The sequence below is a fragment of the Undibacterium sp. Ji83W genome (genome assembly GCF_049340385.1).
Lineage (GTDB): Bacteria > Pseudomonadota > Gammaproteobacteria > Burkholderiales > Burkholderiaceae_D > Undibacterium.
This window is the reverse complement of sequence record NZ_JBMPOZ010000004.1, coordinates 226446-253443: the sequence shown is the minus strand read 5'-3', so window position 1 is coordinate 253443 and position 26998 is coordinate 226446. Positions and strand designations below refer to the sequence as shown.

Below are 26998 nucleotides of genomic sequence, written 5' to 3'. Positions count from 1 at the left end.
TGATGGAGTGTGTATGCGCAGTGCTGACCTGTTACGTCTTATTTCCCTGGCCGCCATCTGGGGGGCGTCTTTCCTGTTCATGCGGGTACTGGCTCCCGTGGTCGGGGTATTGTGGAGTGCCGAAGTCAGGGTAGGGCTGGCTGGTGCGGCCTTGCTTGCCATGATGCTTGTCACGGGCAGGGCGATGAACTTCCGTGAAAACTGGAAATCTTTTTTGATACTGGGCACGATTAATTCCGCACTGCCGTTTGCACTGTATTCGTATGCAGCGCTCAGCATTCCGGCTGGTTACTCGGCCATCGTGAATGCCACCAGCCCACTATGGGGTGCTGTGATGGGTGCGGCATTCCTGGGTGAAAGGCTAACCCTGCGCAAGATGGCGGGCATGGCGATAGGTGTGCTTGGTGTCGCCTTCCTGGTGCGCCTGGGTCCGGTGGAATTTAATAGCAAGCTGGTGCTGGCAGTGTTGGCTTGCGTGGGTGCGACTTTATGTTATGCCGTCGTCGGTATCTATACCAAGAAAAAACTGACAGGCCTGACGTCCATGCAAATGGCGACAGGTTCGCAAGTGGGCGCGGCATTTGTGTTATTACCCTTCCTGCCTTTGGCACCCGTGCAGGGCGAGATCACGGCGACCATAGCGATGGTAGGTGTTGCGCTGGCCTTGTTATGCAGTGCCGTTGCCTACCTGATCTATTTCCGCCTGATGGCAGACCTGGGGCCAACCAAGGCCTTGACGGTGACTTTCCTTATCCCGCTGTTTGCCTTGTTGTGGGGTTACTTGTTCCTGAATGAACACATCACCATGAATACCGTCATAGGCTGTGCAGGGGTGGTAATCGCGACCTGGCTGGTGGTGTTTCAGCCGACGCCCAAACCATCGTAAAGATGGTTGATTAAAAAATGCCACTTACCTGATTTGGGTAAGCGGCATTTTTTTATTCGTCCAGTGCGGGCAAGACCTTGACATGCAGGGCGCTGGGTTGCTGGCTGCCGTAATAGATTTTATGCGTGGCCTTGACGAAGTCACTATCCTTGGCTTCATAGATATTCGGCACAAAGGATTGTGGGTTACGGTCTATGAAGGGGAACCAGCTGGACTGCACCTGCACCATGATGCGGTGGCCGCGCTGGAAGGTGTGGAAGACATCATTGATGGCAAACTTCACCTTGGTCATCTGGTTCGGTACCATGGGCTTGGCTGTTTCGAAACCGTCACGGAAGCGGGCACGGAAAGGTTCGCCGCGTACCAGGGTTTGCTGGTTGCCACGATTGGTTTGCGCATCGATTTCCAGGTTGGCTGGATTGACATCGATGAGCTTGACGACAAAGTCAGCGTCGCTGCCGGTAACGCTGACAAACAAATCTGCGCTCAACGGGCCAGCCAGTGTCACGTCTTTTTCCAGCACTTCACTTTGCCAGCTCAGTACATCCGGGCGACGAGTGGAAAAGCGCTGGTCAGCCGCTATATATTGCTTGCTCCAGCGAGTTTCTATCTCGGTAGTGTAAGGAACGGGCTTGGCCGGATCGCTGATGTATTCTTCAAACTGTGCATCCTGATTGGTCGGTGCACTAAAGCTCAGCTTGCCATTGGCCTGGAAGTACAGGGCCTTGTCCTTGCTCTCTTTCGGTGGCCAAGCATCAAAACCGCGCCAGCGGTTGGCACCGGTTTCAAACATCCAGGCTTCGGCCAGCGTGGGCTTGTCACCGGTTTTCAGATAATGTTTAAAGAAGGCAAATTCCACAGGCTGGTAAGTCTGCACCGTCTTGTAGCCAAAATTTGCATCGCCCACTTTGTCGCCATCAGTACGGAACCAGCCGCCATGCGTCCACGGGCCTATGACGATGGTGTTTTGTATGCCGGGGTTTTGTTTTTCTATGGCCTTATAGGTATTCAAGGGGCCGTATAAATCTTCTGTGTCATACCAGCCGCCCACGGTCAGGACAGCGGCCTTGATGTTTTTCAGATGCGGCAGGATATTGCGGCTTTGCCAGAAACTGTCGTAATTCGGATGTGCCGTGATGTCGTTCCAGAAAGGGATGCCGTTCTTGAAATAACGGGTGTTGGCATTCGCCACCGAACCCAGGTCCAGGAAGAACTGATAACCATCCGGTGTGCCAAAATTAAAATTCTTCCAGCCTGCACCTGTGGTGGGTTGTGGACGTGGCTGGCCAAAGCTGTGGAAGAAGCCAAAGGCCATCTGCAGGTTGAAAGCGCCATTCCTGTGCATGTCATCACCACGGAACCAGTCCGCGATCGGCGCTTGTGGTGAGATGGCTTTCAGCGCCGGGTGGCTGTCGATGGCTCCTGCTGAAGTATAAAAACCAGGGTAAGAATTACCCCACTGACCAACCTTGCCATTATTGTGTGGCAGGTGTTTGATCATCCACTCTATGCTGTCATAGGTGTCGCTGCTTTCATCGACATCGGTTTTGGATTTTTTTTCATCAATATGCGGGCGCATGTTAACGAATTCACCTTCCGACATATAGGTGCCGCGCACATCCTGGTAGACAAAGATAAAGCCATCTTTTTCATATTCTGCAGTTGGCCCCAGCATGGTTTTATATTGATCGCTGCCATAAGGCCCGACGGAATAAGGCGTGCGGCTCATCAGGATGGGGTAGCGCTTGCTGGCGCTGGCATCATTCGGTACATACACAGAGGTGAACAGGAGTTTGCCATCACGCATGGGGATGCGGTATTCAAACTTGGCATAGTTTTTACGGATGTACTCGGCCCGCAGCGCGGCGGCTTCGGTTTTGTCATCGGTGACAGTGCCGCTGGCGCTGACGGTATTGCTGCTCAAAGCCAGTGCAGGTGTGGCGATGCTGGCCACTATTGCGCCCAACATGATGGATAGCGCAGGCAAGGCCTGTCGCAGCTGCGGTGTTCTCATGATGTTCCCTGAATATTTTTTGTTTGGATTATGGTCAGCCAGGCATCAGACAGGGCGCACCCGGTTTGATACCGAATTGATGCCAAATTGATGCCAAATTGATGCCAAATTGATGCCAAATTGATGCTTAAGTGAAACTTAACCGGCACTACTTGGTGTGCAAAGATGCCAACAAGTTCCCTTAATCTTCTGCATTCGGGTCGTAGTCTGGCAAAGGCGGCTCAATTTCCACGATATGGTCTGCGCCCTTGCTGCGGGCTGTCTGCAAGGCGTTGTTGACTCTTTTTAGCATGTTGTCAGCGCTGTCCTTGTGGGCATTGGTGGTCAGGCCGGTGGCAAATGTCACTTTCAGTCCAGGTGAGATGGCTTCCCAATCCACTCCGGCGATGCGCAACTTCAGGCGGGCGATGGCTTTGCGGCTGGCTTCCAGCCAGGTAGTAGGCATGACGATGGCAAATTCATTAGCGGCGACGCGACCAAAGGAATCCAGGGTGCGCAACATGGTCAGTGCTTCTTTGGCGATTTGCTGCAAGACTTGGCGCGCTACTGCCTGGCCATGTTGTTCCAGTATCTGTTCCAGGTTATCGATAGCGATGGCTGCCAGGGTAAAGGTATGGCCGGTACGGAAGGAACGCGCCAGTTCGCCATCAAGCTTTGCCATCAGTGCACGGCGGTTCAGGGCGCCTGTCAGATGATCGGTCCTGGCCATGCTGTCGAGCTGGGTCAGCACGGTTTCCAGTGTGGGCAAAAGGTTATCCTGATGACCTTCGTTCTTGATTTGCTTGATCAACTGATCAATTTGTTGTCTTGCTTCCAACAAAGGCTGATTAAATTCTGGGGGCATGTACTCTCCGGCTACGGGCTAGGTCTGGCCCAGGGTCTGGCACCAGGCGCTACAATGGTACTTTACCATTGTCACCTGCATTTCTGCCAAGCATGTTATTCAAGCGCCAAATTTCTCCTTGCCAGCAAGTTAACATTCAACTTTTTCCTGACATGGATTTGTGGATGAAACGCGACGATATGTTGCATCCCCAGGTATCAGGCAACAAGTTTCGCAAATTAAAATATCCCTTGCAAGCCTTGCAGGGGCAAAGTGCGCATGTGGTTTCCATGGGCGGCATCTGGTCTAATCATATCCATGCCCTGGCCCATGCGGCTCACACACTGGGCTTGCCCACCACCGCCTTGATCAGAGGGGCAACAGGCATGCACAGCGCCATGCTGGATGATGTCAGGGCTTTGGGCATGCAGGTGCAATTCGTCAGTCGTGAGGCTTATCGTGAATTAAGGCAGGACGAATCTGCCTGGCGCAAGCATGTGGAATTAAGTGATGCAGTAGCGCTTTGGTTGCCTGAGGGCGGCAGTGCTCCGCTGGCTTTGCGGGGGGTGGCGGAGCTGGTGGCTGAATTGCCCTTCATCCCCGATTACCTGGTAGTGGCCTGTGGCACAGGGGCGACATTGGCAGGTTTACTGGCGGGCTTGGGCGGGCGCTCCAAAGTTATCGCAATTGCAGCAATCAGCAAGGGTGAATACCTGCGCGCAGAAGTCAGCCGTTTATTGAGGCAGGCAGGCTATCTCGACTACCAGAACTATGAGTTGTTGACCGACTATCATCATGGTGGCTATGGCAAAACTACGCCCGCACTGACAGGCTTTTGCCATGAATTTCAACAAGAGACAGCGATTCCTCTTGAACCCGTATATACAGGCAAAATGATGTTTGCCTTGCGCCAGTTGTGGCATGATGGACATCTCGCACGAAATGCCAGAGTAATTGCTGTTCATACTGGTGGTTTGCAGGGCGCGCGCGGTTACTTGTAGCCTTGGGTTTGTGGCCGTATCAATTGGGTAGATGCAAATATGAAAACACAGCACTCAAGTGTGGCTATTGTTGTCAGCCGTCTGGCTGGTCTGGCTGCTCTCGCTTTCTGTTGGGCATCGCCCTCGCTTGTATTGGCAGCAGAACCGCAACTGCGTGTGGCTGTCTATGAAAATCTCGATTATCCCCTCAATATTTTTGACAAGAACCATCAACTGATTGGTGGCGTGCAAAAAGATTTTACTGACCAGCTAGCAAAAAAACTCTCGACACAAGTCAGCTATGCCCCTTATTCACGCAGACGCATAGAAAGCGTGGTGATACAGGGCGACGCCGATATCATGTGTTATTCCAGCCCTGCCTGGTTTGATTTACCCAAGGAAGTCAGTTGGACCGCAGCCACTTTCCCCCAAGTGGAAAGAGTGGTGGTCATGGCTGAAAAAACCAGTATAGAGATGGTGCCGCAGCAACTGGAAGGTAAAAAAATTGTTTTGCAACTGGGCTACCATTATCCGCAAATCGCCAGCCAGCTCACTGAAGGCAAAATCAAACGTGTTGATCTGACCGACGTGCCCAGCATGTTCCGCCTGCTTGCCCTGGGTGGCGGTGACGCCATGGTCAGTTCTGATGGTGAGATAGAGGGCTATTTCAAAAACTTCCCGGAAAAACGGGTTTTATACAAAGTATCCAAAACCCCCTTCTCTGTCGTGCAGACTCAGTGCGCCTTGTCGCATAAATCGACGTGGAAGCTGGAACAAATCAACAGTGCGATACAGTTTTTGCAAGAAACCGGCGAGATGGACAGGATCATGCGCAAATATGGTCTGTCCATGCGTTAGTTGGTGTTGGATGGTTCTGGATTGTGTTGTTAACTGCTATCCTGCTGGCTTTATTCTTTCCCTATCCTGAGATGAAATCTTCCCTGACTGCTGTGCTGACGGCACTGCTCTGTAGCCTGAGCCTGCCTGCGATGGCGGCAGCTGATCCGAACAAAGTCTTGCATCTTTCCTTTGAAGCTGCCGACGATGGCTTTGATGCCATGCGTACCAATAGTGCTTATTCCAACTGGCTCACGGATGCGATTTTTGAAGGCCTGGTCACTTACGATTATCTGGCCCGCCCGGCGAAACTGGTGCCCAGCACCATAGAGGCCATGCCCGTCATCAGTGATGATGGCAAGACCATGACCTTCCGCCTGAAGAAGGGAATTTATTTTTCCCCCGACCCGGCATTCAAGGGGCAACGCAGAGAATTACTGGCCAGTGATTATGCCTATACCTTTAAACGTCTGGTAGACCCGAATAATCGTTCAGTACAGGCCAGCATATTGGAAGGCAAGATCGTTGGCCTCGATGAGCTGGTGGCTGTCGCAAAAAAAACTGGCAAGTTCGATTATGACAAGCCAGTTGCCGGATTGGAAACGCCAGACCCGTATACCCTGATCATGCGTCTGAAGGCGCAACACCCTGGTCTGATCTACTATCTCGCCAAACCCCTGGGTGGTGCAGTAGCGCGCGAGGTGGTTGAGCATTATGGTGAAGCCGTCAATCAGCATCCGGTAGGTACGGGTGCCTATATGCTCAAGCAGTATGTGCCGCGTAGTAAAATCATCCTCGAAGCCAATCCTGAATACCGTGGCTTTGTCTGGGATTTTCAGGGCACGGGCACAGACTGGGACAAGCAGATCATCAAGGACATGAAGGGCAAGCAGATGCCGCAGGTCGGCCGGGTCGAGATTTCCATCATAGAAGAAGAACAGTCACGCTGGCTGGCCTTCGATTCTGGCCAGCTGGATTTTGAAATGCTGGTACCGGCAGCTTCAGTCAAATTGCTGGACCAGGGCAAGCTCAAGCCAGAATTTGCGGCCAAGGGTTTGAAACTGTACCGCACCGTTGACCCTGGCGTGACCCGCACTTTCTTCAATTTCCAGGACCCGACGGTTGGCGGTTACAGCAAGGATAAAATTGCCCTGCGCCGCGCGATTGCCCTCTCCTTTAATCACCAGGAAGAGATAGACCAGGTCTGGTTCGGGCAAGCTATCAAGGCGCAGTCCATGGTGCCGCCGGACGTTGCAGGGCATGACGCCAGCTACCGTAACAGCAATGCCTACGACCCCAAACTGGCCAACAAGCTGCTCGACAAATTTGGCTACAAACGCGGTGAAGATGGTTTCCGCAGCATGCCCGATGGTTCTCCACTGAAATTGCGCATCCATTCTGCTCCCAAGACCAAGGATTATGCCCGCATGGAAGTCTGGAAACGTTCACTCGACAAGATAGGTATACGCGCAGAATTCCCGGTCGCCGGTTTTGCCGATAACCTGAAATCGGCTTACCAGTGCAAGCTCATGATGTTTGGCATGGGTTATATCGCCGATATCCCGGACGGCATGGATTTCATGGAACTGTATTATGGCAAGAATGCTTACCGGGGCAATCATGGCTGCTACAAGTCTGAGGCATTCGATGCAGTTTATGACAAGGCCCGCCTGATGCCTAACGGGCCAGAGCGCCTCAAGTTATTCAACAATATGGAACGTATCCTTGAAGCCGACACCGTGCACAGCATGGAACTCTGGCGCGTACGCAACTGGCTCATACAACCCTGGGTCAAAGGTTATAAAACACATCCCATCTTGCGCGGCGACTGGCGCTTTCTGGATGTGGAAAAAACCAAGTGAGCATTCTTTCCGGACTTTGATCAGTATAAAAAATGAACCTGGCACGTAGCGTGTACTATGCATTGACAGAGTCACAGAAAATCTGATCGCGGTGCTTGCGATCAATTTTCTGGCCAGTATCTACAGCATTTACCTGCTGTATCTGGGCGCACCGGTTTTGCTTGAAGTGCCACCAGAAAAACGCGGTAAATTCACCGCGATCAGTGCTGCGGTGTTAATGCTGCTTACCTGGCTGCCCATCGTTCTGGTCGTCTTCATGGCGAACGCGATGGGCAATCTGGACTAGCTCCTTATTAGCTCATCACCGGCCTGAAAAAACTTCTTTCATAGCTTATGATGCACTTGTGTTCGTCAGCATATCTGAACGCTGCCTGGCATTCAGTATCATCCATCATCTGTATGCGGTATTGCTCATACGCCGCCAGGCTGGGGAAGCTGAACAGTGCCAGCGCCACATTATTCGCGCCTTCAGAAGGCAGGAAATAGCCATGGTGCTGGCCGCCAAACTTGTTCACCAAGGGTATCCAGAGTTTGCCGTAATGTTCAAACTCTTTCAGTTTGGCGGGATCGATGATGTAGCGCAGATAGCAGGTGACCATGAAGTTGATCTGGAAGTGTAAGAGCAGCTATCTTACCTGTATATCAGTACAGACATCAAACCTGGATCAGCCCGCCATCTGCAACCAGTTCCACACCATTCACATAGCTGGCTGTTGCTGATGCGAGAAACAGTACGGCAGCTGCGATTTCTTCCGGCCTGCCCATGCGCCCTGCTGGTGCGGCATCAGCCAGATAGGCAGAGAAGTTGGCGATGTCTTCTTCTTTCATGCCCAGGCCATTTTCCATGATGGGTGTCCTGGTGACGCCAGGGCTGATGGTGTTGACCCGTATCTTCCTGTCCTTGAGATCATTCGCCCAGCTACGCGCAAACGAGCGTACTGCAGCTTTTGAGGCATTGTAGAGACTCAGGTTGGGCATGCCCTTGCTGGCAGCGATAGAGGCGTTCAGGACAATGGCAGAAGCGGGCTTCATCAAAGGCAGCAAGCTTTGCACGGTGAAGAACAGGCCTTTGACATTGGTGTCGAAGGTCGTGGCAAATTCCACTTCTGTGGTGTTGCCAAACTGGTTGTGATTGGCGATGCCGGCATTGGCGAACAGGACATCTATTTTGTCACCTTGCTGAGCTATCTTGTCATGCAGTGCTTGCAGGTCACTGATGCTGGCGACATCTGCTGTAATCGGGATTACTTTATTGCCGAGAATTTCTCTGGCTTGTTCTAATCTGGTTTTTGAACGGCCAGTGATGTAGATGCGTTTGGCACCGGCATTGATAAATGCCCGGGCGCTGGCGAGGCCTATGCCGGAGGAGCCGCCGGTGATGACGATGATCTGGTCCTGGAATTCATTTGTGATTGCTGACATTTCGGTTCTCCTGTGAAGGGGTGGAAATGGCAGTATGGTCGATAGGGATTGGTGAAACAATCCATGTTTTTCTCATGAGATTAGTGACTGAATTTCAGTAATTGGCAATGGTGTTCTGTGTGCCAAGTACCTTGTCCCAGCACCTGACCAGGCTGATTAGACATTGAACTTGGGATAATTTTATTAACGTCATTCCTGCGTGGTTTTGGCAGGAATCCAGCGGCGTTCGCTGCAAATTATTGTGTGAGTTAATTTCAGAACCGTATTGTTTTACGTACTTGATCTTAAAATACGTGCGCACGTATTTTAAGATTGCCGGCCGGTGGTAGACCGGCGGCTACATACCTTTTTGCTTCGCCAAAAAGGTGTGCCAAAAAGGCGACCCAGGCGTCGCCGCCCCCTAAAGGGGGTGCCCGTTTGTGCAGTACAAAAAATGGGAAGATCCGAAACTCGCTTCGCTCAAACAGCGGCTCTTCTATTTCCATTTTCTGTACTGCACAAACGGCGTCGACACATGGGAACTGCAAAAGTCAAAGGCAACGTCAACACGAGCATCAATCAAATTTCGCAGATGTCAATTGAGCAGGCGTTCGACGCCTTACTCCTTAATCCTTCGACGGTCGATACTTCCCAGCCCAACCAGCAAACGCGCCAACGCTGCGTGTCTGTATCCACAATTTACCTTCACCCTTGAAGCGGCAGACGAAGCCTTCGCCGGAGAAGAATAAAGACTTGTAGCCGCCGACTTTGCTGATGCTGTATTCCAGTCCTTCGGTGAAGGCGACGATGTTGCCGGTGTCGACGACGTAGCCGTCCTTGACATCGATTTCTATGATGGCGCCGTAGCTGTTGAGCCAGAGGTCACCTTCGCCGGTGGCGCGGATCAGGAACAGGCTTTCGCCGGAAAAGAAGCCTTTTGTGAAACCCTGCCATTTGGTTTCTATGTTGATGCCTGGGGTGCTGGCGACAAAGGCACCGCTTTGCAGGTACAGGGTTTCGCCGCGCATATAGCGGTGGATAAGGTCGCCGGGTGTGGCTGGGGCGATGCCGATTTCGCCAGGGCCGTTTTCAGCAGTGAATTCATTGAGGAAGAGGTTTTCACCTGACAGCATGCGTGAGATGCCGCCTTTCATCTTGGTCTTCATGACCAGATTGGTGTCCATGGTGGCCATGGCGCTGGCTTCCACTTTCAACATTTGTCCGGGTGGTAACTGGACTGTGACAAAGCCAAAATCAGGGCTGCCATCAATCTTGAATTTCAGGCCGGAGAATTCGGTTAATGCTACTGGCTGCGCTGGTGCCACGCTGCTTGTATTCGTTATGGCAACGGCTTCTTGTTTGACTATGGCTGGTGGTGTTGCTTCGACATGGGCTGTAGCTACAATTGCTGGTGCAACTGCAGATATTGGTGCCGGTGCTGCTGGCTCAATGCTTGCTGCCGCATCATCGCTTTTGAAAATCACCTTCAAACCATTTTTCTCTATGGTCTGGCGGTATTTTTCAGCAGTCTCCCTATCGAGTCCACGCTTGATGACTCTGGGCGCGGTTTCCAGTAATTGTTTTGCTTGTTCCGCCGGGAGCTTGAACAGTTTTTCCACCGTGGCGCAAGCCTGTTCAAAACTGATGCCTTCAGCCAGTTCACCGGTGAGGACGATATCTATCATCGTGTTATTCATTTCTTTTTGTCCTTATCCGCGGGCTTTGAGTTCGGGGCCAAGCAGGCTGCCAAAGCTGCTTTCATTATGCGACTGGCACCAGACTGTGCCACGGCCAGAAAATTTACAGACCATGCCCTCGCCACCGAGTATGGATTGCAACCAGCTCTTGCCAGCTTTGGTGATGGAGAATTGCAATGTCTCACTGAAAGCGACAATATGGCCGGTATCAACGATGTAATCACCATCCACTTCTATAGGATAAATGGCACCGAATGAAGACAGGACCGCCGTACCCTTGCCCTTGAGCTTGAGCCAGAAAATACTTTCGCCAGACAAGATGGATTTGAAACCCTGCCAGCCCAGGTCAACTTCTATGCCTTCATCACATGCCAGGAAAGAGCCACCCTGGACGATGAGGTTATCGTTGTCCAGTGGCATTACCAGCATGTCACCGGCCAGGTCTGTACCCAACCATACTTCGCCTGGCGTATTCTGTGGTTCAAAGTGATTCAGGAACAGGGATTCCCCCCCAAGCAAACGCTTGGCAGCCTTCAGTAATGAACCGCCCTGTTTTTTATGGGTGGTCGTGGTGATTTGCATATTGCTGCTCATGGCCAGCATGGCACCGGATTCGGCAGTGCAGACTTCACCGGGACGCAGGCTGACTTTGGCAGCGGTATTGCCAGGCTGATTGACTAATTCTACGTGCATGATGCGTCCTTACAATTTTGGATTGAGCCAACCAGCCAGGCTGGAAATGCTGCGTGTCTGGATGATGATCTTGCCTTTGCCGCTGACACGCGTTACCAGGCCTTCACCGCCAAAGAAGCTGGAAAACAGGCCGCCCGCCAGTTGCAAATTCAGACGTAATGATGGGTCGTAGGCCACCAGATGGCTGGTGTCGACGATGTATTCACCATTCACTTCTTTTTCCAGCAATGCGCCATAGGCACCAAACCAGACCTTGCCGTGACCGCTGACCTTGATGCGGAACAGGCCTTCACGCGCAATCCAGGAGGCGAAACCGGCAAAACCCAGGCCTATCTTGACGCTTTCTTCACACGCGAGAAAAGCACCAGGCTGCATGTAATACACTTCATCATTGAGTTCCTTGCACAGGATTTCACCAGGCATGGGCTGCACGATGGTCATGCTGCGTGGCGCAGAAGTGGCATTGTTAAAGCGGCTGATAAATAGCGATTCCCCACCCAGATATTTGCGCAGCAAACCCTTGATCAATCCACCATTGAAATGCGCCGTCAAATCCAGGCTGGCATCCATGCTGGACATGGCATCCGGTTCCGTCATGATGCTTTCGCCGGGTGCGAGTTCTACCTCGACGTAGGAGAAGGCATGGCCTCCCTTGATATTGGTTTTCACTACTAACTCCTCTTTGTGTAGAACCTCTCAAAATCGCCCCATCTGCGCTGCAGTTTCTGGCTTGGGCAATTTTGTGAAATTCTTATTTAATTTTCAGGACTGCGTTGCTGGTGGTTTTTCTTGTGATGCTGGTGCAGGTACTTTGGGTTCAGTTACGGGAGACTTGGCGACAAATTTTTTGACAGCTTCCTGCAAATCCTTGAAGGCAGCTTCCTGATTGATATACGCCCCCGTCCCCTCGGATTTACCGATCAGTTCACGCAAATGCGCCATGCGTTTTTCGCTGGTGGGGTGAGTGCTGAGCAAACCCATGGCTTGCTTGTAGGCTTCACGCGCCTGCTTGTTGTCGATTTTTTCCAGTGCGGCTTTTTCTTCTGCAATCATGCGTTCAAAGAAGGCTGGCAAGCCTGCCGGATTGATTTTGGCGCGCTTTAACAGCAACACGCCTTTTTCATCTGCATCGGTTTCAAAGTGGCGTGAATATTGCTGGCTCAACAGCATGGGTGCCGCGTTGCTGAAGACCGCCAGCAAGCCGCTGACATCGCCAAACACCGCACTGGCAACCAGGTAAATCCCGGCATTGCCGATGATATTGCGTGTGCCATGACGTTCTTCTACATGACTGATTTCATGCGCCAGCACGCCCAGCAATTCTTCCGCGCTACCCGCCTTGAGGATCAAGCCTGAATGGATGGCGACATAGCCACCTGGCAGGGCATAGGCATTGGTGCTGCTGTCATTGACGATGGAAATAGAATAGCGGTACGGCGAATTTGGCAAGGCTTGCAGCAGGGGAGTAGTCAATGGCTTGAGCACGGCATCTGCCTCGGCTTTGGCCATGCGCCGGTTTTTCAGATCATCCTGAGCGGCGACGCTGGCACCAAGTTTTTCTTCCCATTCCACTGGCACCTGTTTGGCGGCATAGGCGGACATGGTATCCATTTGCCACATCAAACCCACCGGTACAGCCAGTAGCAACAGGCTAAAGCCTATCAGCACACCCCAGCCATAGGCGCGTTTGCGGCCCAGCGCAGATATCTGGCGCGAACATTCAGGATGGGCCAGCAGAACAGGATTTTTCAATATGCTCAGGTCACTGGTGTACAGCACCAGATCGGGTTTGTGCGCATGTTTGATGAAGACCAGTTTATTGGCCGCTCCACCCAGTGTCAGTTCCATTTGCGCAAATGGCAGGGTACCCAGCAAAGATGCCACCTGATAACTGACGCCCAGTTGCGACAGGCTCAGTTCACCGGTATCCCGGCCACCTGGCAGGGATGCGTGAAAAGCGTGGCAAGGGTATTTGCTGGAAGCAAGATCCATTTTGGTCCTGAAGTAATATAAAAAACTGTCTATTGCTTGCTGACGAGGCGAGCAAATTTTAGTCAGGGCGTCAGAATTATAAATCAGCGATCAGTATTTTTTGTTTAAGTTTTTAAACCTGACAAAACATGGTATTGACGCAGTGGGGTGAGGCTGTTAGCGCATCGCCTCCAAGTATTATGTTTCCCTGTGCCGATATAATGCAGATCATTAATCAAAGGGCTCTTGCCATGTCACCAGACTTGAATGATTTACTGGCCTTCGCCCGCGTTGCCGAATGCCGCAGCTTCCGCCAGGCTGCGCAAGAATTGCAAGTCACCGCCTCCGCCCTCAGTCACACGTTGACGAAGATGGAGAAAAGGCTGGGCATGCGCTTATTGCAGCGGACCACCCGTAGCGTCAGCCTGACACCGGCAGGTGAACGCTTGCTGCAGAGCCTGCAACCGGCGCTGCAAGAAATCCAGAGTGCGCTGGAAAGCCTGAATGAACTACGCGATAAACCGGTAGGACGCCTGCGCCTGAACGTGCCACGCCCTGCTGCGCAACTCACATTGGCACCGCTGATGGCAGCCTGGCATGCAGCTTATCCTGAGGTGGAACTGGAAATCGTCAGCAGCGATGCGCTCATCGATATCGTTGAACAGGGTTTTGATGCTGGCCTGCGTTTTGGTGAAAGCCTGCAGCAGGACATGGTGGCGATCCCGGTAGGGCCGGAAGTCCGTTTTGTCGTATGTGCTTCTCCTGCCTATTTGCAAAAACATGGGGTTCCTGCAACGCCCCATGATTTATTGCAACATCAATGCATACAATTTCGTTTCCCTAGCGGGCAAAGGTATCGCTGGGAATTCCAGCGCGGGCAAGAAAAGATGGAGGTTGCCACAACTGGCGCGCTGGTGTTTGATGATTTCTATGTGGTGACGCGGGTTGCCCTTGATGGTGCCGGGATTTGCTACACCTATTCCGGTTATGCGGATGAACTGGTGCAGCAGGGGCAATTGCAATATGTACTGGAAGACTGGTGGCCAGCACCTGAGCGCAGCTATTTATACTACCCAAGCCGCCGTCATCAGTCGGCAGCTTTGCGGGCTTTCATCGATTTTATGAAGTAAGTTGATGATATAGACACAGGAAACAAGCACTTACTTTGGTGTTGTCGCTATCGTCCAGGAGAAGCTTCCAGTCTTCGATTTCACGGATTCATGCAAGCTGCTGACCAGTTGGTCGGCATTATTATCTTTGGGATCTACTTTGCGACTGACTTGCATTTTCCATTTTTGCGAAGTGGTTTTGTTGTCATATTTTGTTTCCGTTTGTTCCATCGTGTAATTGAGCTTTTGATCGGCAAGTGCTTTGCGGAATGCTTCCATATTGGCCTGATCTTCAGTCTCATACGAGATTTTCAAAAGCACATCGACTTTGGTATTTTTTGCATGCTGACGAATGGTATCAGAGGGAAAATCAGCAGCGCTGGCAATGAACGCTGTACTTCCAAGACAGATGAGGATGGATGCCAATAAAAGAGTTTTTTTCATGCTGTGCAGGGTTTTGTGAGTCCGGTTTATTCAACATTGAGTATCAAAAGCATATTCAATAGTATCAAAAATATACTTTATAAGTAAATGCCTGGCACATTTGCCGCCAAGCCTCAGGGCAGGAAAATTCCCTGAGATTGACGTAGAAGAGTAAACTGTGGGGATAACCATCTTGTCGCATCCTGCGATACGAAAGAACGAGCGAGCATCGCCATGTCAGAAAACACACCTCCGATTACCTTTGAAGACCTGCAACTGAGTGCGCCTATTCTGCGCGCCTTGCAGGATGTAGGCTATGAAACACCATCGCCGATACAGGCAGCCACCATCCCGATTTTGCTGTCCAACCGTGACGTCCTGGGCCAGGCCCAGACCGGTACTGGCAAAACCGCTGCCTTTGCCCTGCCTGTCCTGTCGCGCATCGATATTCGCCAGACTACGCCACAGGCGCTGGTGCTGGCACCAACGCGTGAACTGGCAATACAGGTCGCTGAAGCCTTCCAGACCTATGCTCGCCATATCCCCGGCTTTCATGTCTTGCCTATCTACGGCGGTCAAAGCTATGGCCCGCAACTCTCTGCCCTGCGCCGTGGTGTGCATGTTGTGGTGGGTACGCCAGGTCGCGTGATTGACCATCTGGACAAGGGTACGCTGGATTTATCCGCGCTGAAAACCCTGGTGCTGGATGAAGCCGATGAAATGCTGCGCATGGGCTTTATCGATGACGTAGAGCGTATCCTGCAAGAAACCCCGGAAGGCCGCCAGACTGCATTGTTCTCGGCCACCATGCCCCCTGCCATCAAACGCATCGCCCAGACTTACCTGAACAAACCGGCAGAAGTAACAGTCGCTGCCAAGACCGGCACTGCCGACAATATACGCCAGCGCTACTGGCTGGTCAGCGGCATGCACAAGCTGGATGCCCTGACACGCATACTGGAAGCCGAGACTTTCGACGGCATGATCATTTTTGCCCGTACCAAACTGGGTACAGAAGAACTGGCAGCCAGGCTGGGTGCAAGAGGCTTCTCGGTAGCCGCCATCAATGGTGACATCAACCAGCAGCAGCGCGAACGCACTATCCAGCAACTGAAAGACGGCAAGATCGACATTTTGGTCGCCACTGACGTTGCTGCCCGTGGTCTGGACGTAGAGCGTATCAGCCACGTCATCAACTATGACGTACCGTATGACCCTGAAAGCTATACCCACCGCATAGGCCGTACTGGCCGTGCTGGCCGCAGTGGTGAAGCCATCCTGTTCATCACACCACGCGAAAAGAACTTGTTGAAAGCGATTGAACGGGCGACGCGCCAGCCAGTGTCACCACTGGAATTGCCGACCATACAGACTGTCAATAATGTCCGTATCGCTCGCTTCAAGGATCAGATTACTGCCACGCTTGCACAAGGCGGCCTGGAAGAATTCACTTCTCTGATCGAAGATTTTGAACGCGAACAAAATATCCCTGCAGTGGAAATTGCTGCAGCGCTGGCCAAAATGGCGCGTGGCGATGAACCTTTGCTGCTCGATAAAAACCGTAAAGAAGCCAAGACTGACGATAGCTGGCGCGATGAGCGTCCTGCCCGTGCTGAACGTGGCGACCGAGGCGACCGAGGCGACCGAGGCGATAGAAATGATCGCGGCGACAGAGGTGACAGATTTGAACGCGCACCGCGTGAAGACCGTGGCGCACGCCGCGAACACAGCCCGCGCACGCCAGAGCCTGGCATGCAGACTTTCCGTATCGCGGTTGGCCATGATCATGGCGTCAAGCCCGGCAATATCGTTGGTGCGATTGCCAATGAAGCCAATATCGAATCCAAGTTCATCGGTCGTATCGATATCTATGATGACTACACCATCCTTGATCTGCCAGACAATCTGCCTGGCGACATGATGGAACACCTGAGTTCAGTACGTGTTGCCGGTCAGGCTCTGCGCATCAGTGCAGAAAAAGGCAATGGCAGCAGTGCTTCATCATCCCGCCCGGCTCCACGTGCTGCGCGTGAAGAGGCGCCTCGCGAACGTGCACCCCGCATAGCAGAAGCAGCACCAGGCAGCAAACTGAACCAGGTAGTAGACCGTGCTGCCCGCGAGCCTCTTGATGAAGAGCGTCCGGCCAAGCCTAAGAAAGACAAGGCCGACGGCAAAGGCAAGGTCAGCATCCCCATGCTGACTTACCGTATCGAAGTCGGCAAAGCTGACGCTGTTACCCCCAGCAATATTGTCGGCGCTATCGCCAATGAAGCTGGCCTCGAAGCCAAGCACATAGGCCGTATCGATATTTTCGACGACTACAGCACGCTGGACCTGCCAGATGGCATGCCCAAGGAATTGCTGAAACAGTTGAAAGGCGTCTGGGTTGCAGGCAAGCAAATCCAGATCAGCCCGGTCGGTGAAGACCATGTGCGTAAGCCGTTGCCAGTAAACCAGCCATCACCTTTTGGCCCCAAGAAAGCTGGTGGTGATCGCCGCGTGACAGAAAAAGCCAAAGGCTATGGAGCAGGCAAACCAGCAGCAGCCAAGCCACATCGCAAAGGCCCTAAAGCCTGAATGAGTACTCATTGAGTTCTCATTGAGTTAACTCGCAAGCCAAACCCCGCTTTCATGCGGGGTTTTTTATTGCCACCTTCAAACTATAAATTGTATTTAAACTACAAATTTATGTATTGAATTTATTGTTGGATATTCATTTTTGCTCCAATTATCTTGAAGCCGCCTTTTTATTGATGTATCTTAACTACATAAATCAATAAAGAGACGACAACATGAAAAAACTTGCTAGTCTGGCTTTACTAAGCCTGCTATCCATGACCGTACTTGCACAAACCACCAGCGCGGTGAAGCATCCAGCATGGAGCAAGAATGCCACGATTTACGAAGCGAATATCCGTCAGCATTCACCTGAAGGCAGTTTCAAGCGCTTTCAGGAATACCTGCCTGAACTGAAAAAGATGGGGGTAGGCATCATCTGGATCATGCCGATCAACCCTATCGGCGAAAAAAACCGCAAGGGCACGCTGGGTAGTTATTACGCGGTGCGCGATTACAAGGGCGTCAATCCAGAATTTGGTACGCCTGCAGATTTCAAGAACCTGGTAGATGCCGCTCATGCGCAAGGCATGAAGGTCATCATAGACTGGGTCGCCAATCACACTGCCTGGGACCATCCCTGGGTTACATCCCATCCTGAGTACTACCTGAAAAATGACAAAGGCGAATTCGTCCCGCCTGTGCCTGACTGGCAGGATGTGATCAAACTCAATTATGCCAACAAGCAGTTACGCGCAGAGATGATCGATGCGCTGAAATTCTGGCTGACCGAATACGGAATCGATGGCTACCGGTGTGACGTCGCCGAGATGGTGCCAACCGATTTCTGGAACGAGGCGCGGGCAGCGCTGGACAAGGTCAAACCTGTTTTCATGCTGGCAGAAGCTGAGGCTACAGACTTGCATGAAAAAGCCTTTGACATGACTTATGCATGGCAGCTCAAGGACTTGTTTGGCGAGATTGCCAAGGGCAAGAAAAACGCCAATGACCTGGCAGCTTATATGGCTGGGCCGGAAAAGAAATTTCATCCCAACGCTTATCGCATGCTGCATACCTCCAACCATGATCTGAATTCCTGGGAAGGTACAGAGTTTGAACGTCTGGGCGATGGTGCAGAAAACTTCCTGGTCTTGTCGAATCTGCTGAAAGGCATGCCGCTATTGTATTCAGGCCAGGAGGCTGGCAATACCAAGCGCCTGGAATTCTTTGAACGCGACCCCATCAAATGGCAAGACCATCCTTATAAGGCAATCTACACCACGCTGTTCCAGTTGAAGAAAACCAATCAGGCTTTGTGGAATGGTACGGCGGGTGCCGAGCAGGTGCGCATAGCCACATCGAACGATGCGTCCATCTATGTGTTTTCACGCAGCAAGGCAGGTAATCAGGTTGTCGGTATTTTTAACCTGAGTGGGCAAACGCAAAACTTTAGCCTGAACAAGCCAGTTGCGGCTGGACTCAGCAATCTGTTCACCGGCAAGAAAGAAGCCATTAAACAAGGCCAGAAAATTGAATTCAAGCCTTGGGAATACAAGGTATTGGTCAAGTAAAAGCAGGCCAGCCGCAGCCACAATGGCTGCGGTTTGCTATTGTTAATAATGTAAACTCAATAAATCAGAGTCAATAATCCAGATCCTGCACAGGCACTGGCAAAGCATCTGCTGTTTCCAGGCCCAGAATACGCGCCAGGGTTTGCGAGATAACTTTCACATCATTATCAAAACTGCCGTGGGCAAGCGGGATCAGGCGTTTGCCGCAGTCAACATGCGTGTCATGGATGATATTCAGTTGTGCTTTTTGCTGTTCAGTCAAACCCTCACCATCGGCAGCAAAGTCACTGGGCAGCTTTTTGCCCCAGTAAAATTTATTCCAACTTTTCAGGCTCTCAAGACTGGCGTCATTCCACTGTCCATCATTGGCTTTGTCACCGATGAAGTAAGCAGCATCCAGACTGGCTGCCATGCCAAGCAGAGGTGTTTTATGGCGGGTTTCAAAAGCACGGGCTACCAGATACAACAAAGATTTGCGATAAATCTGGGCGACATTGTCGTCACGTTCACGTGCATCCGACATCATGTGCAGGTAGAAATTTTCCCGTGCCAGCACTTCATTTTCGATGGCGGGGCGGTAAGTGTTTTCGGCAAACTCTATACTGCAGGCGGGCGCATACAGGGTACAACTATTGACAGTCAGTTTGCGCGCCGCCAGCAAGTCCAGCAGATGACCATGCACGATGGAGCCCGCCGAATGGCCTATCAAGTGGATTTCCAGCTTGCCCTTGCCCAGCGCCTTGCTCAAATCTTTCAAGCGATCAGCCATCACCAGCAAGCCACGCGCCGGGTCGCCGTCTTCAGTGGAGAGTGCCGCATTTTGCTTCATCTGCGTCCATTGTGATTTGCCACCGAGGCTGGCAGCCATGCTTTCCACCGTGCGGTCGATGACATCTACTGCAGTATTCTTGAGCTGGCTAATCCAGCTGGCAGACAGCACAGACCCAGGGAGATATTCTTTCAGCTTGTCCTTCAGGATATCGTCCAGGGTTTCACTGAGTCCGGTCTTCCAGGTAATGAAAACCGGGTAAATACCATTCGCCAGAAAATACGGCGCCATGGCGGCCACACGTTTCAGGGAATCATCTTCACTATTCAAGCCGCCATGGGCATACAGGGCCAGCTTCAGGATTTTGTCTTTGCCCTTGGCTGCACTTTGCTGCTCCAGCCAGGCTTGCGGGGCTTGCAGCAATACTTTCTCTACTGTTGCTTCTGCATTGGCCACTTCCAGCAGTCTTTGTATCAGGCCGCCGTCGTTACCCATGACCACCGTCAGGCTATATGCCTGGTCCATGCTCAGATTCACCTGGCCAGCCTTGCTGGGTGCACCCGCGGCATCTGGTATCAATGCAGAGCCACTGGCCTTGAAGGCAGCAGCAGGGGGGATATTTGCCTGCGGTGCCAATTGTTTTTCTGCGCGGGTACGGTTCACCGCATCGACATAGCGCACCGGCACCCCCAGTGACACTGTCCAGGCATCGCCACCATTCACCAGCCAGTCGTCATAGGTGAGTATGGCAAATCCCTGCCAGCCCCATTCCTTGCCCCAGGAGTTTTGCACGACAAAGCCCTGGTCGGTATAGCCCAGCAAGGCAAAGGCATGGCCACCGGTATTGATTTCACTAAAATTGATGACCGGCATTTGATCCAGGCTGGTCAAGGTGGCTACCCTCGCTTTACCAGGTTCCAGCGCCCAGCCCTGATGTATTTTGCAGGAAACGTAGATGGCACCAATCTCTACAATCGCAGCCTGCATGTCGGTGATGGATGCCTTGTCGATGCGGTAGTAGACACCCAGCGCGCGGTTGAGCGCATCTTTTTCCCAGCCGGGTTTGGGCGTTTCAAAGGGCACTACCTTGTCATTTTTATCGACAGTATAGGGCCAAAGTTCACGGCTGCAGACCCCGTGCTTGTGCCAGCCTTTAAGGGCGCCACGGCAACTGGAGCCCAGATAATCTTCCCCGGCCCATTCATCATACAGTTGCGCCAGATGAAAAATCATGCGCGGGCTGCTTTCCTTGATATTGGTATTGCGCAGCCAGAACAGGTAGTTGATGACGGCGGCCAGGCCAAAGCCGGTACATGCACCATCTTCCCCCTGGTTCAGTATCAAGTTTGTCTTGATGTATTTGGCCAAGCGGGTTTTGATGAAGTCTGTGTCTGGAAAAACAACTGGCAGATTCATGACCCTGGGGGTGTACATGCGGTCACGCAAGTCCAGGCGGTCAGGCCGCGCATCCAAAGCCAGATCGCTGCCGTTGAAAGGTATGGTCTGGGCTGGCATGCGGGTCTCCTGAGTAAGAGGGGGAATTCCTGTTGTTGGACATTGCTTAAAATATTGGCAACAAGTGTCTCAGGATTTATTTAACTTGGCAATAGTTCAATGATTTGACGCCTCTGGAATAAGTTTGCAGGCAAAGAAAAAGGCCGCCAAGCATAGCTTGACGACCCTCTTTTCCTGCAATTGCCAGAATTGCTAAGGCTTATTTTTTCGGTGCTTCAGCAGAAGCGGATGCTGCTGCAGATGCTGCCGGTACTACAGTTGGTGTCACTGTCAAAGGTGCACCTGTTGCGGCAGGCGCAGAAGCAGCGGCTGGTGCTGCTTTGACTTCAATCTTGGCTTTTGCCTTCATGTCATCCAGCATTTTCTTCAGATTTTTTTGTTGCAATTGCTGAGTCAGGCCAGCTTTGACTTCTTCCAGTGGAGGAATAGCCACAGGACGGGAATCATCCAATATGATGACGTGATAACCGAACTGGGATTTGACTGGCTCTTCAGTGAATTTACCTTTTTCCAGTTTGGCAACTGCCGCGCCAAATTCTGGCACCATGCCACGTGGGTTGAACCAGCCCAGGTCACCGCCATTGGCTTTGGAGCCTGGATCTTGTGATTTGGCTTTTGCCAGGCCTTCAAAGGATTTGATGTCTTTCTTGATCTTGGCGATGATGTCTTTGGCTTCGTCTTCTGTTTTGACCAGGATATGACGTGCCTTGAATTCATTGCCGCCATTCTTGGTTTTGAAGTCTTCGTATTCTGCCTTCAGTGCATCATCCGTCACTGCCGCTGTCTTGATGTAATCCTTGACATAGGCATTAGCCAGGATGGATTGGCGGGACATTTCCAGTTGGTCAGCTACGTCTGCTGTTTTATCCAGGCCTTTGGTGACGGCTTCTTTGGCGACCAGGAGTTGCATGGCCAGATTGTCGATGACCATTTTGCGTGTTTCTGGCGTGTCAGGCATGCCTTGAGCAGCTTGCTGCTGCATGATCTGGTCTAATTGCTTCTTGCTGATAGGTGTGCCATCGACAGTGGCAGCGACTTCGCTGCTGCTGGCAGTTGTGGAAGCCGAGGCAGAAGCAGAAGCCGATGCGGCCTTGTCTGCATTTTTATCATTACAGGCGCTGAGTACCAACAGGGCAAGCGCGCTACCCAGGACTACACGGGACTTAATTGACATACACATTCCTTCAATATTGAGCTGACTTTGCAGCAGATATCATGCCTGTCGGCATACGACGATTTAAAAAATGACGCTGAATTCTACTCGCGATTTTACCTGTCATGCTAGTTATTCACTTTTACTTACTAAATTTCAATGAAAAAATGACTGTCCCCAGCCTTTGCCAGAGATCAGCGCGGCCCGCATCAGTCATTCTGAAACAGTTTGAAATATCAGAGATTGGTGAGATAAGCCTGCAATTGATCCAGCAGAGCACCAAAACCCTGGTCCATGCTGGCAAAGGTCGCATGGAAGACGTTTCTTTCTTCCTCACTGGCATTGTCAAGCAAGGCCCAGCGTATCGTCAGCAGCGTGCCGTCGGCATGCTCATCAAAACTGATGGTCGATAAAACCTCCAGTGGCCAGGTCGGGCTCATGGGATGATGTGCCAGGTTGCCAGCTTCATCAGAGAAGCTATGGTAATACACCAGTTTTTCAGGGCGGATTATTTCCTTGTAAACAAATTTAGCCCACATCATGCTGCCATCTGGGCCGCGCATGCCAAAGTGGTAGCTGCCTCCAACGCGTAAATCCATGCGGGACTGGACGACGCTAAAGCCTGTCGGCCCCCACCATTTTGCCAGATGATCACCCTCGCTAAAGGCGGTAAACACCAGTTCGCGTGGTGCTTTCAGGATGCGGGTAATCACAAAATCCGGTTTATTTTCATTCATGCTGTTCTCCTGTCGGTGTCGGTTTTGTCACTGCTTGCAGGTCTTGCAGATAGCTTTCCAGCTTGTCCAGGCTTTGCTCCCAGAGCTGGCGGTATTGCTCAACCCAGCCGTAAGCTTCTTTGAGCGGCTTGGCCTGTAACTGACAAGGGCGCCATTGAGCATTGCGGCTGCGCGTAATCAGGCCAGCCCGCTCCAGTACCTTTAAATGTTTGGTGATGGCTGGCAGGCTCATGTCGAAAGGTTCTGCCAGTTCACTGACCGAGCTTTCCCCTGTCGCCAGGCGCGCGAGTATGGCGCGTCGGGTAGGGTCGGCCAGTGCTGAGAATGTCATGCTGAGGGCATCTTGTTGCATGGCGTTTATTGTTTTCCATATTTAACTATTCGGTAAAATAAGACAAATTTATCATCATGTCAAATTGCATTCCGGCAAATTTTTCGAGTATTTCCGTTAAAAATAAGGAATATTTCTTAAAAGCATGGAATTTGCGGAACAATTTTTGACTTGCCTACTCAAAGCTGGGTATTTGAATCGGTATAAGAATGACAATCAAGATTCATTGGCATTAAAAACATCGCAGCGAAAGTGCTGGCTAATCCAGCCAGGCACTTCAATAAAGAAATCCAAACAGGAGACATCAATGCGCAGGTTTCAGGTTTTATGTAGTACGGCCCTCATTGCCACCAGCTTTAGTGGCCCGTTTGTATATGCCGCCAGTGAAGAAAAAGTCGATCTTGACCTGATCACCAAATTGCGTGACGAGGCCATGAACCGCTCCAAGGCGCAAGAGATATTGGGCGTACTCACAGATGAAATTGGCCCGCGCCTGACTGGCTCACCCGCCCTGCGCAAGGCAGGCGACTGGACCCGCAGCAAGCTTGGTGAATGGGGCCTGCAAAATATCCATAGCGAAAGCTTTGCCCCTTTTGGTCGCGGCTGGACACTGGAAAAAACCACACTGCGCATGGTCACGCCCTCGCAAGTCGATCTGTATGCCATTCCCAAGGCATGGACCCCAGGTACTAACGGTCTGCAGCGTGGCAAGCTGATCATCGCGAAAATGGCGGCAGATGAGGATTTGCCAAAATGGAAGGGCAAGCTGGCTGGTGCCATCGTCCTGCTGGACGAACCCCTCCCCATCAAGCCACATGTGAAGGCAGATGCGCACAGGTACTCGCATGAAGAATTGAGTGAACTCAGTAAAATCGATTTCGAACCAGCAGCTTCACGCCGTGGTGATATACAGACTTACCTGAAGCGTTTTGCATTTGCCAAAAAACTCCGCGCCTTCCTGACAGAGGAAAAAGCCCTCGCTGCCTTGAATGTGACCCGTGGCGAAGATGGCACCATCTTTGTACAGGAAGGTGGCTCGTACAAGAAAGATGAACTGACCGGCCCGCCAAGCCTGGTAGTCGCCAGCGAAACCTATAACCGTTTGTATCGTCTGGTGGAAAAGAAAAAAGACGTGGAACTGGAAATTGATGTCAAAGCCACGTTCAGCGACGAAGACCCGGAAGCTGCCATCAATGTACTGGCAGAAATCCCCGGCACAGATAAAAAAGATGAAATCGTCATGCTCGGCGCCCATCTGGATTCATGGCATGGCGGCACAGGTGCTACCGACAATGCAGCCGGTGTTGCCATGGCCATGGAAGCCGTGCGCCTCTTGAAAGCCACTGGCTTCAAGCCGCGCCGCACCATACGTATCGCCTTGTGGGGTGGTGAAGAGCAGGGTTTGCTGGGTTCACGTGCTTATGTCAATAAATGGATCGCGTCCCGTCCTGAGCCGACTGATCCCAAGGAGCTGGAATTACCCAGTTTCGCACGCAAGCAGACTGGCCCTTTGAGTATCAAACCCATGCACGGCAAGATTTCTGCCTACTTCAATCTCGATAATGGCGGCGGCAAAATCCGTGGCATTTATGCAGAAAACAATGCCACATTAAAACCGATATTTGATGCCTGGCTGGCACCATTCAATGATGTTGGTGCCACCACGACCACGCTGCGCAATACGGGCAGCACCGACCATGTGAGCTTTGACCGCGTCGGCGTACCCGGCTTCCAGTTTGTACAGGATGATATGGATTACTTCAGCCGTACCCATCATTCCAATATGGACTTGTATGACAAGGTACAAAAAAGCGATCTGACCCAGGCTTCCATGATACTGGCCAGCTTCGTCGCCCATGCGGCCAACCGCAATGAGATGTTGCCACGCAAGCCTATGCCTAAAGATCTACCGCCAGATGAGAAGAAAGACGACAAGGCCGGCGAAGAAGTCACGGCCAAATAAGTTTCAAGTTGCAGTTTCAAAAAGGCCATTTGCGCTTAGTCTTCCCGAACAGGAATACAATGCGCCTGTGGCCTTTTTTGATTGAGACAACAGATGAGTGAAGTTAGCCTGAGCAGCGTGGAAGATATTCCCGATAACCTGGCCGAGATATTGCCAGTCGGCATGATCGCGGGTGGAGGCATTGCAGCACTGGCCATGGCGGCAGTAGCCAACCGCAAGTTTCTGGCGGCCCAGCCAGCAGAACAGCAAAACAGTGGCTGGCAGGCATTCCACTATGAGCGCATTTCTGCGACCGAATTTGAAATCACAGGCGGCGTCGCCGACCCAAGTTCAGGCGGTAAAAAATTTCATGGCGCACATGACACGGTCATCATTACCGAGGCCGAAGTTCTGGCTGAAATGCAGTTGATGGTGCCACAAGTAGCAACCAGGCCTGCAGCGAATGCCATTGCGGTTCTAGCTCAGCCTGTCAACACAATACAGGGCACAAATACAGCCAATGTACTCAAGGTGATTTTTACCTTGCCGGATGATGAGTTGGGTCGTCAAAGAATCCTGCGTGCATTTCAGCTTCAAGCTGACTTTTTTGGCGCAAAAGTTCAGGCTTGTTCATTACATGATACCAGTCTGTTGAAGCTGGACTGAGCTAGTGACAATGCGTACTTTTTTGAAATGGCTGATGACATTCAGTCTGTGTCTTTTGCTCTATGCGATGTGGCGGCGCGATGTATTGCCGCCTCCCGCCGAATTGAATAATGTACTGTTGAGTGAGCCGGTGCAAACACAGATTAATCAAAGCGCATTTGAAGTCAGCCGAGGGGGTGTCGATTACAAAGTGCAGCCCTTGTATGACTATGACCTGGTTGGTCTGGTCGTCAGCAGGCATGACACCAGTACCGGTTGGGACTATTTGCATCGCGAATGGAATGACCATTTGAATGTCATGGATATCTGCGTAATCTGGGGTAATAATGCGCGCAGTGGTTCTTATAGTGATATCAGTTTTTCCAGTGGCCAGTTCACTTGCAATTTCCAGGCTTCGACGGGTGAAGCATTTGCAGCTTTTGACCAGACTGCCATTTCGAATAATCATTTGCTGACCGACCAGCCCGGCTTGGCAAAGATCATGCAAAAAGTCGAGATCGGCGACCAGATACACCTGCGTGGCCGCCTCTCTGAATATTCACATAACCATGGTTTCGCTTTCAAGCGCGGCACCAGTATAGTGCGCACCGATACCGGCAACGGCGCTTGCGAAACCATCTTTGTCGATAGTTTCGAGATACTTAAAAGCAGTGGTCAGACATGGCGCAAGCTGGTGTGGCTGGCAGCGATCATGCTGGTGGCTAGTATTGTGGGCTGGTTCATGCAACCTGTCCGTTTCAATCACTAGACGCATGAAATGCGGTCCGATCTTGCCTTCATGCTGCACTGCACATGATCATTCTTACTTGAAATTTGTATCTTCCTATTTCGCCAGGCTTGAGAAAAAGCAAAAAAGCTGCATTTAGTATGGGCTCGATGTTCTCGCATTTTGTCGGCATTTTTGTGTAAGTAAGCAACACTTGCTCAGAACTGCCTGAACTCAATACCAGTTGTATGGTCTGGCGATCAATTTTCCGTACGCTCGTATGGGAAATCCCGTTTGTTTCCATCTGCATAATGGAGGATACTTGCACAATATGGTGTAAGGACAGACTTGCATCT

General features: G+C 51.6%; 24 protein-coding genes. 11 read left to right on the top strand and 13 right to left on the bottom strand.

The genetic code is table 11. The features are described from left to right. Window positions 1-13: 13 nt before the first annotated feature. Window positions 14-886 (top strand): DMT family transporter, encoded by an 873-nt coding sequence (locus tag ACO0LD_RS10175; protein WP_423006306.1) that lies wholly within the window; start codon window positions 14-16, stop codon window positions 884-886. A gap of 52 nt (window positions 887-938) precedes the next feature. Here the strand turns inward: ACO0LD_RS10175 and ACO0LD_RS10170 are convergent, their stop codons facing one another. Both ACO0LD_RS10170 and ACO0LD_RS10165 read right to left on the bottom strand, forming a co-directional pair. After that, complete coding sequence (locus ACO0LD_RS10170) at window positions 939-2900, bottom strand: CocE/NonD family hydrolase (protein WP_423006304.1); 1962 nt, start codon at window positions 2898-2900, stop codon at window positions 939-941. Between the two features lie 181 nt (window positions 2901-3081). After that, a complete protein-coding gene (locus ACO0LD_RS10165; RefSeq protein ID WP_423006302.1) occupies window positions 3082-3744 on the bottom strand; it encodes a GGDEF domain-containing protein in 663 nt (220 codons plus the stop codon). Window positions 3745-3908: 164 nt separating this feature from the next. Between ACO0LD_RS10165 and ACO0LD_RS10160 the strand changes: the two genes are divergently transcribed. The 4 genes from ACO0LD_RS10160 to ACO0LD_RS10145 all read left to right on the top strand — a co-directional run bounded on the left by ACO0LD_RS10160 (window position 3909) and on the right by ACO0LD_RS10145 (window position 7688). After that, window positions 3909-4724, top strand: coding sequence for a 1-aminocyclopropane-1-carboxylate deaminase/D-cysteine desulfhydrase (locus ACO0LD_RS10160; protein ID WP_423006300.1), 816 nt, complete (start codon window positions 3909-3911; stop codon window positions 4722-4724). A gap of 39 nt (window positions 4725-4763) precedes the next feature. Beyond that, window positions 4764-5561: a substrate-binding periplasmic protein gene (locus ACO0LD_RS10155; RefSeq protein WP_423006298.1), complete on the top strand. Its 798-nt coding sequence runs from the start codon at window positions 4764-4766 to the stop codon at window positions 5559-5561. A 26-nt stretch (window positions 5562-5587) separates the two neighbouring features. After that, entirely contained in the window at window positions 5588-7402 is a 1815-nt protein-coding gene (locus tag ACO0LD_RS10150; protein ID WP_423006296.1) for an ABC transporter substrate-binding protein, read from the top strand. 91 nt (window positions 7403-7493) lie between these two features. Continuing rightward, the gene (locus tag ACO0LD_RS10145; RefSeq protein ID WP_423006294.1) at window positions 7494-7688 is read left to right on the top strand and encodes a hypothetical protein; all 195 of its coding nucleotides are present in this window, start codon (window positions 7494-7496) and stop codon (window positions 7686-7688) included. A 7-nt stretch (window positions 7689-7695) separates the two neighbouring features. On the opposite strand, the gene ACO0LD_RS10140 is transcribed toward ACO0LD_RS10145, so the two are convergent. The 6 genes from ACO0LD_RS10140 to ACO0LD_RS10115 form a co-directional block, all read right to left on the bottom strand. Beyond that, window positions 7696-8001 carry an NIPSNAP family protein gene (locus ACO0LD_RS10140; protein ID WP_423006292.1) on the bottom strand — a complete coding sequence of 102 codons (306 nt, stop codon included), beginning with the start codon at window positions 7999-8001 and terminating at the stop codon, window positions 7696-7698. A 55-nt stretch (window positions 8002-8056) separates the two neighbouring features. Further along, window positions 8057-8824 carry an SDR family oxidoreductase gene (locus tag ACO0LD_RS10135; protein WP_423006290.1) on the bottom strand — a complete coding sequence of 256 codons (768 nt, stop codon included), beginning with the start codon at window positions 8822-8824 and terminating at the stop codon, window positions 8057-8059. A gap of 605 nt (window positions 8825-9429) precedes the next feature. Beyond that, complete coding sequence (locus ACO0LD_RS10130; protein WP_423006288.1) at window positions 9430-10500, bottom strand: TIGR00266 family protein; 1071 nt, start codon at window positions 10498-10500, stop codon at window positions 9430-9432. A 12-nt stretch (window positions 10501-10512) separates the two neighbouring features. Further along, the gene (locus tag ACO0LD_RS10125; RefSeq protein ID WP_423006286.1) at window positions 10513-11193 is read right to left on the bottom strand and encodes a TIGR00266 family protein; all 681 of its coding nucleotides are present in this window, start codon (window positions 11191-11193) and stop codon (window positions 10513-10515) included. A gap of 9 nt (window positions 11194-11202) precedes the next feature. Further along, a complete protein-coding gene (locus tag ACO0LD_RS10120) occupies window positions 11203-11862 on the bottom strand; it encodes a TIGR00266 family protein (protein WP_423006284.1) in 660 nt (219 codons plus the stop codon). A gap of 93 nt (window positions 11863-11955) precedes the next feature. Beyond that, a complete protein-coding gene (locus ACO0LD_RS10115; protein WP_423006282.1) occupies window positions 11956-13185 on the bottom strand; it encodes a M48 family metallopeptidase in 1230 nt (409 codons plus the stop codon). 200 nt (window positions 13186-13385) lie between these two features. Here ACO0LD_RS10115 and ACO0LD_RS10110 point away from each other — a divergent pair, with 200 nt between their 5' ends. Beyond that, a complete protein-coding gene (locus ACO0LD_RS10110) occupies window positions 13386-14294 on the top strand; it encodes a LysR family transcriptional regulator (RefSeq protein ID WP_423006280.1) in 909 nt (302 codons plus the stop codon). A gap of 30 nt (window positions 14295-14324) precedes the next feature. On the opposite strand, the gene ACO0LD_RS10105 is transcribed toward ACO0LD_RS10110, so the two are convergent. Continuing rightward, window positions 14325-14717 carry a hypothetical protein gene (locus tag ACO0LD_RS10105; RefSeq protein WP_423006278.1) on the bottom strand — a complete coding sequence of 131 codons (393 nt, stop codon included), beginning with the start codon at window positions 14715-14717 and terminating at the stop codon, window positions 14325-14327. 213 nt (window positions 14718-14930) lie between these two features. On the opposite strand from ACO0LD_RS10105, the gene ACO0LD_RS10100 reads away from it, so the two are divergent. Continuing rightward, window positions 14931-17273 carry a DEAD/DEAH box helicase gene (locus ACO0LD_RS10100; protein WP_423006276.1) on the top strand — a complete coding sequence of 781 codons (2343 nt, stop codon included), beginning with the start codon at window positions 14931-14933 and terminating at the stop codon, window positions 17271-17273. A 215-nt stretch (window positions 17274-17488) separates the two neighbouring features. After that, the gene (locus ACO0LD_RS10095) at window positions 17489-18823 is read left to right on the top strand and encodes an alpha-amylase family glycosyl hydrolase (RefSeq protein WP_423006274.1); all 1335 of its coding nucleotides are present in this window, start codon (window positions 17489-17491) and stop codon (window positions 18821-18823) included. A gap of 70 nt (window positions 18824-18893) precedes the next feature. On the opposite strand, the gene ACO0LD_RS10090 is transcribed toward ACO0LD_RS10095, so the two are convergent. The 4 genes from ACO0LD_RS10090 to ACO0LD_RS10075 form a co-directional block, all read right to left on the bottom strand. Next, complete coding sequence (locus ACO0LD_RS10090) at window positions 18894-21107, bottom strand: C1 family peptidase (protein ID WP_423006272.1); 2214 nt, start codon at window positions 21105-21107, stop codon at window positions 18894-18896. Between the two features lie 199 nt (window positions 21108-21306). After that, window positions 21307-22281, bottom strand: coding sequence for a foldase protein PrsA (locus ACO0LD_RS10085; RefSeq protein WP_423006270.1), 975 nt, complete (start codon window positions 22279-22281; stop codon window positions 21307-21309). A 215-nt stretch (window positions 22282-22496) separates the two neighbouring features. Beyond that, window positions 22497-22997: an SRPBCC family protein gene (locus ACO0LD_RS10080; RefSeq protein ID WP_423006268.1), complete on the bottom strand. Its 501-nt coding sequence runs from the start codon at window positions 22995-22997 to the stop codon at window positions 22497-22499. Further along, complete coding sequence (locus ACO0LD_RS10075; protein ID WP_423006266.1) at window positions 22990-23349, bottom strand: ArsR/SmtB family transcription factor; 360 nt, start codon at window positions 23347-23349, stop codon at window positions 22990-22992. Before ACO0LD_RS10075 ends, ACO0LD_RS10080 begins: the two co-directional genes overlap by 8 nt. A gap of 286 nt (window positions 23350-23635) precedes the next feature. On the opposite strand from ACO0LD_RS10075, the gene ACO0LD_RS10070 reads away from it, so the two are divergent. From ACO0LD_RS10070 to ACO0LD_RS10060, 3 genes are all read left to right on the top strand, one after another. Then, a complete protein-coding gene (locus tag ACO0LD_RS10070) occupies window positions 23636-25291 on the top strand; it encodes a M20/M25/M40 family metallo-hydrolase (protein WP_423006264.1) in 1656 nt (551 codons plus the stop codon). Between the two features lie 93 nt (window positions 25292-25384). Then, complete coding sequence (locus ACO0LD_RS10065) at window positions 25385-25936, top strand: hypothetical protein (protein WP_423006262.1); 552 nt, start codon at window positions 25385-25387, stop codon at window positions 25934-25936. 34 nt (window positions 25937-25970) lie between these two features. Further along, window positions 25971-26684 carry a hypothetical protein gene (locus ACO0LD_RS10060; RefSeq protein ID WP_423006260.1) on the top strand — a complete coding sequence of 238 codons (714 nt, stop codon included), beginning with the start codon at window positions 25971-25973 and terminating at the stop codon, window positions 26682-26684. The last annotated feature ends 314 nt before the right edge of the window (window positions 26685-26998 follow it).

Coding starts and splice junctions, on each gene's coding strand:
- ACO0LD_RS10175 (WP_423006306.1), top strand. CDS start 14: ATGCGCAGTGCTGACCTGTTACGTCTTATTTCCCTGGCCGCCATCTGG.
- ACO0LD_RS10170 (WP_423006304.1), bottom strand. CDS start 2,900: ATGAGAACACCGCAGCTGCGACAGGCCTTGCCTGCGCTATCCATCATG.
- ACO0LD_RS10165 (WP_423006302.1), bottom strand. CDS start 3,744: ATGCCCCCAGAATTTAATCAGCCTTTGTTGGAAGCAAGACAACAAATT.
- ACO0LD_RS10160 (WP_423006300.1), top strand. CDS start 3,909: ATGAAACGCGACGATATGTTGCATCCCCAGGTATCAGGCAACAAGTTT.
- ACO0LD_RS10155 (WP_423006298.1), top strand. CDS start 4,764: ATGAAAACACAGCACTCAAGTGTGGCTATTGTTGTCAGCCGTCTGGCT.
- ACO0LD_RS10140 (WP_423006292.1), bottom strand. CDS start 8,001: ATGGTCACCTGCTATCTGCGCTACATCATCGATCCCGCCAAACTGAAA.
- ACO0LD_RS10135 (WP_423006290.1), bottom strand. CDS start 8,824: ATGTCAGCAATCACAAATGAATTCCAGGACCAGATCATCGTCATCACC.
- ACO0LD_RS10130 (WP_423006288.1), bottom strand. CDS start 10,500: ATGAATAACACGATGATAGATATCGTCCTCACCGGTGAACTGGCTGAA.
- ACO0LD_RS10125 (WP_423006286.1), bottom strand. CDS start 11,193: ATGCACGTAGAATTAGTCAATCAGCCTGGCAATACCGCTGCCAAAGTC.
- ACO0LD_RS10115 (WP_423006282.1), bottom strand. CDS start 13,185: ATGGATCTTGCTTCCAGCAAATACCCTTGCCACGCTTTTCACGCATCC.
- ACO0LD_RS10110 (WP_423006280.1), top strand. CDS start 13,386: ATGCAGATCATTAATCAAAGGGCTCTTGCCATGTCACCAGACTTGAAT.
- ACO0LD_RS10105 (WP_423006278.1), bottom strand. CDS start 14,717: ATGAAAAAAACTCTTTTATTGGCATCCATCCTCATCTGTCTTGGAAGT.
- ACO0LD_RS10100 (WP_423006276.1), top strand. CDS start 14,931: ATGTCAGAAAACACACCTCCGATTACCTTTGAAGACCTGCAACTGAGT.
- ACO0LD_RS10095 (WP_423006274.1), top strand. CDS start 17,489: ATGAAAAAACTTGCTAGTCTGGCTTTACTAAGCCTGCTATCCATGACC.
- ACO0LD_RS10090 (WP_423006272.1), bottom strand. CDS start 21,107: ATGCCAGCCCAGACCATACCTTTCAACGGCAGCGATCTGGCTTTGGAT.
- ACO0LD_RS10085 (WP_423006270.1), bottom strand. CDS start 22,281: ATGTCAATTAAGTCCCGTGTAGTCCTGGGTAGCGCGCTTGCCCTGTTG.
- ACO0LD_RS10080 (WP_423006268.1), bottom strand. CDS start 22,997: ATGAATGAAAATAAACCGGATTTTGTGATTACCCGCATCCTGAAAGCA.
- ACO0LD_RS10075 (WP_423006266.1), bottom strand. CDS start 23,349: ATGCAACAAGATGCCCTCAGCATGACATTCTCAGCACTGGCCGACCCT.
- ACO0LD_RS10070 (WP_423006264.1), top strand. CDS start 23,636: ATGCGCAGGTTTCAGGTTTTATGTAGTACGGCCCTCATTGCCACCAGC.
- ACO0LD_RS10065 (WP_423006262.1), top strand. CDS start 25,385: ATGAGTGAAGTTAGCCTGAGCAGCGTGGAAGATATTCCCGATAACCTG.
- ACO0LD_RS10060 (WP_423006260.1), top strand. CDS start 25,971: ATGACATTCAGTCTGTGTCTTTTGCTCTATGCGATGTGGCGGCGCGAT.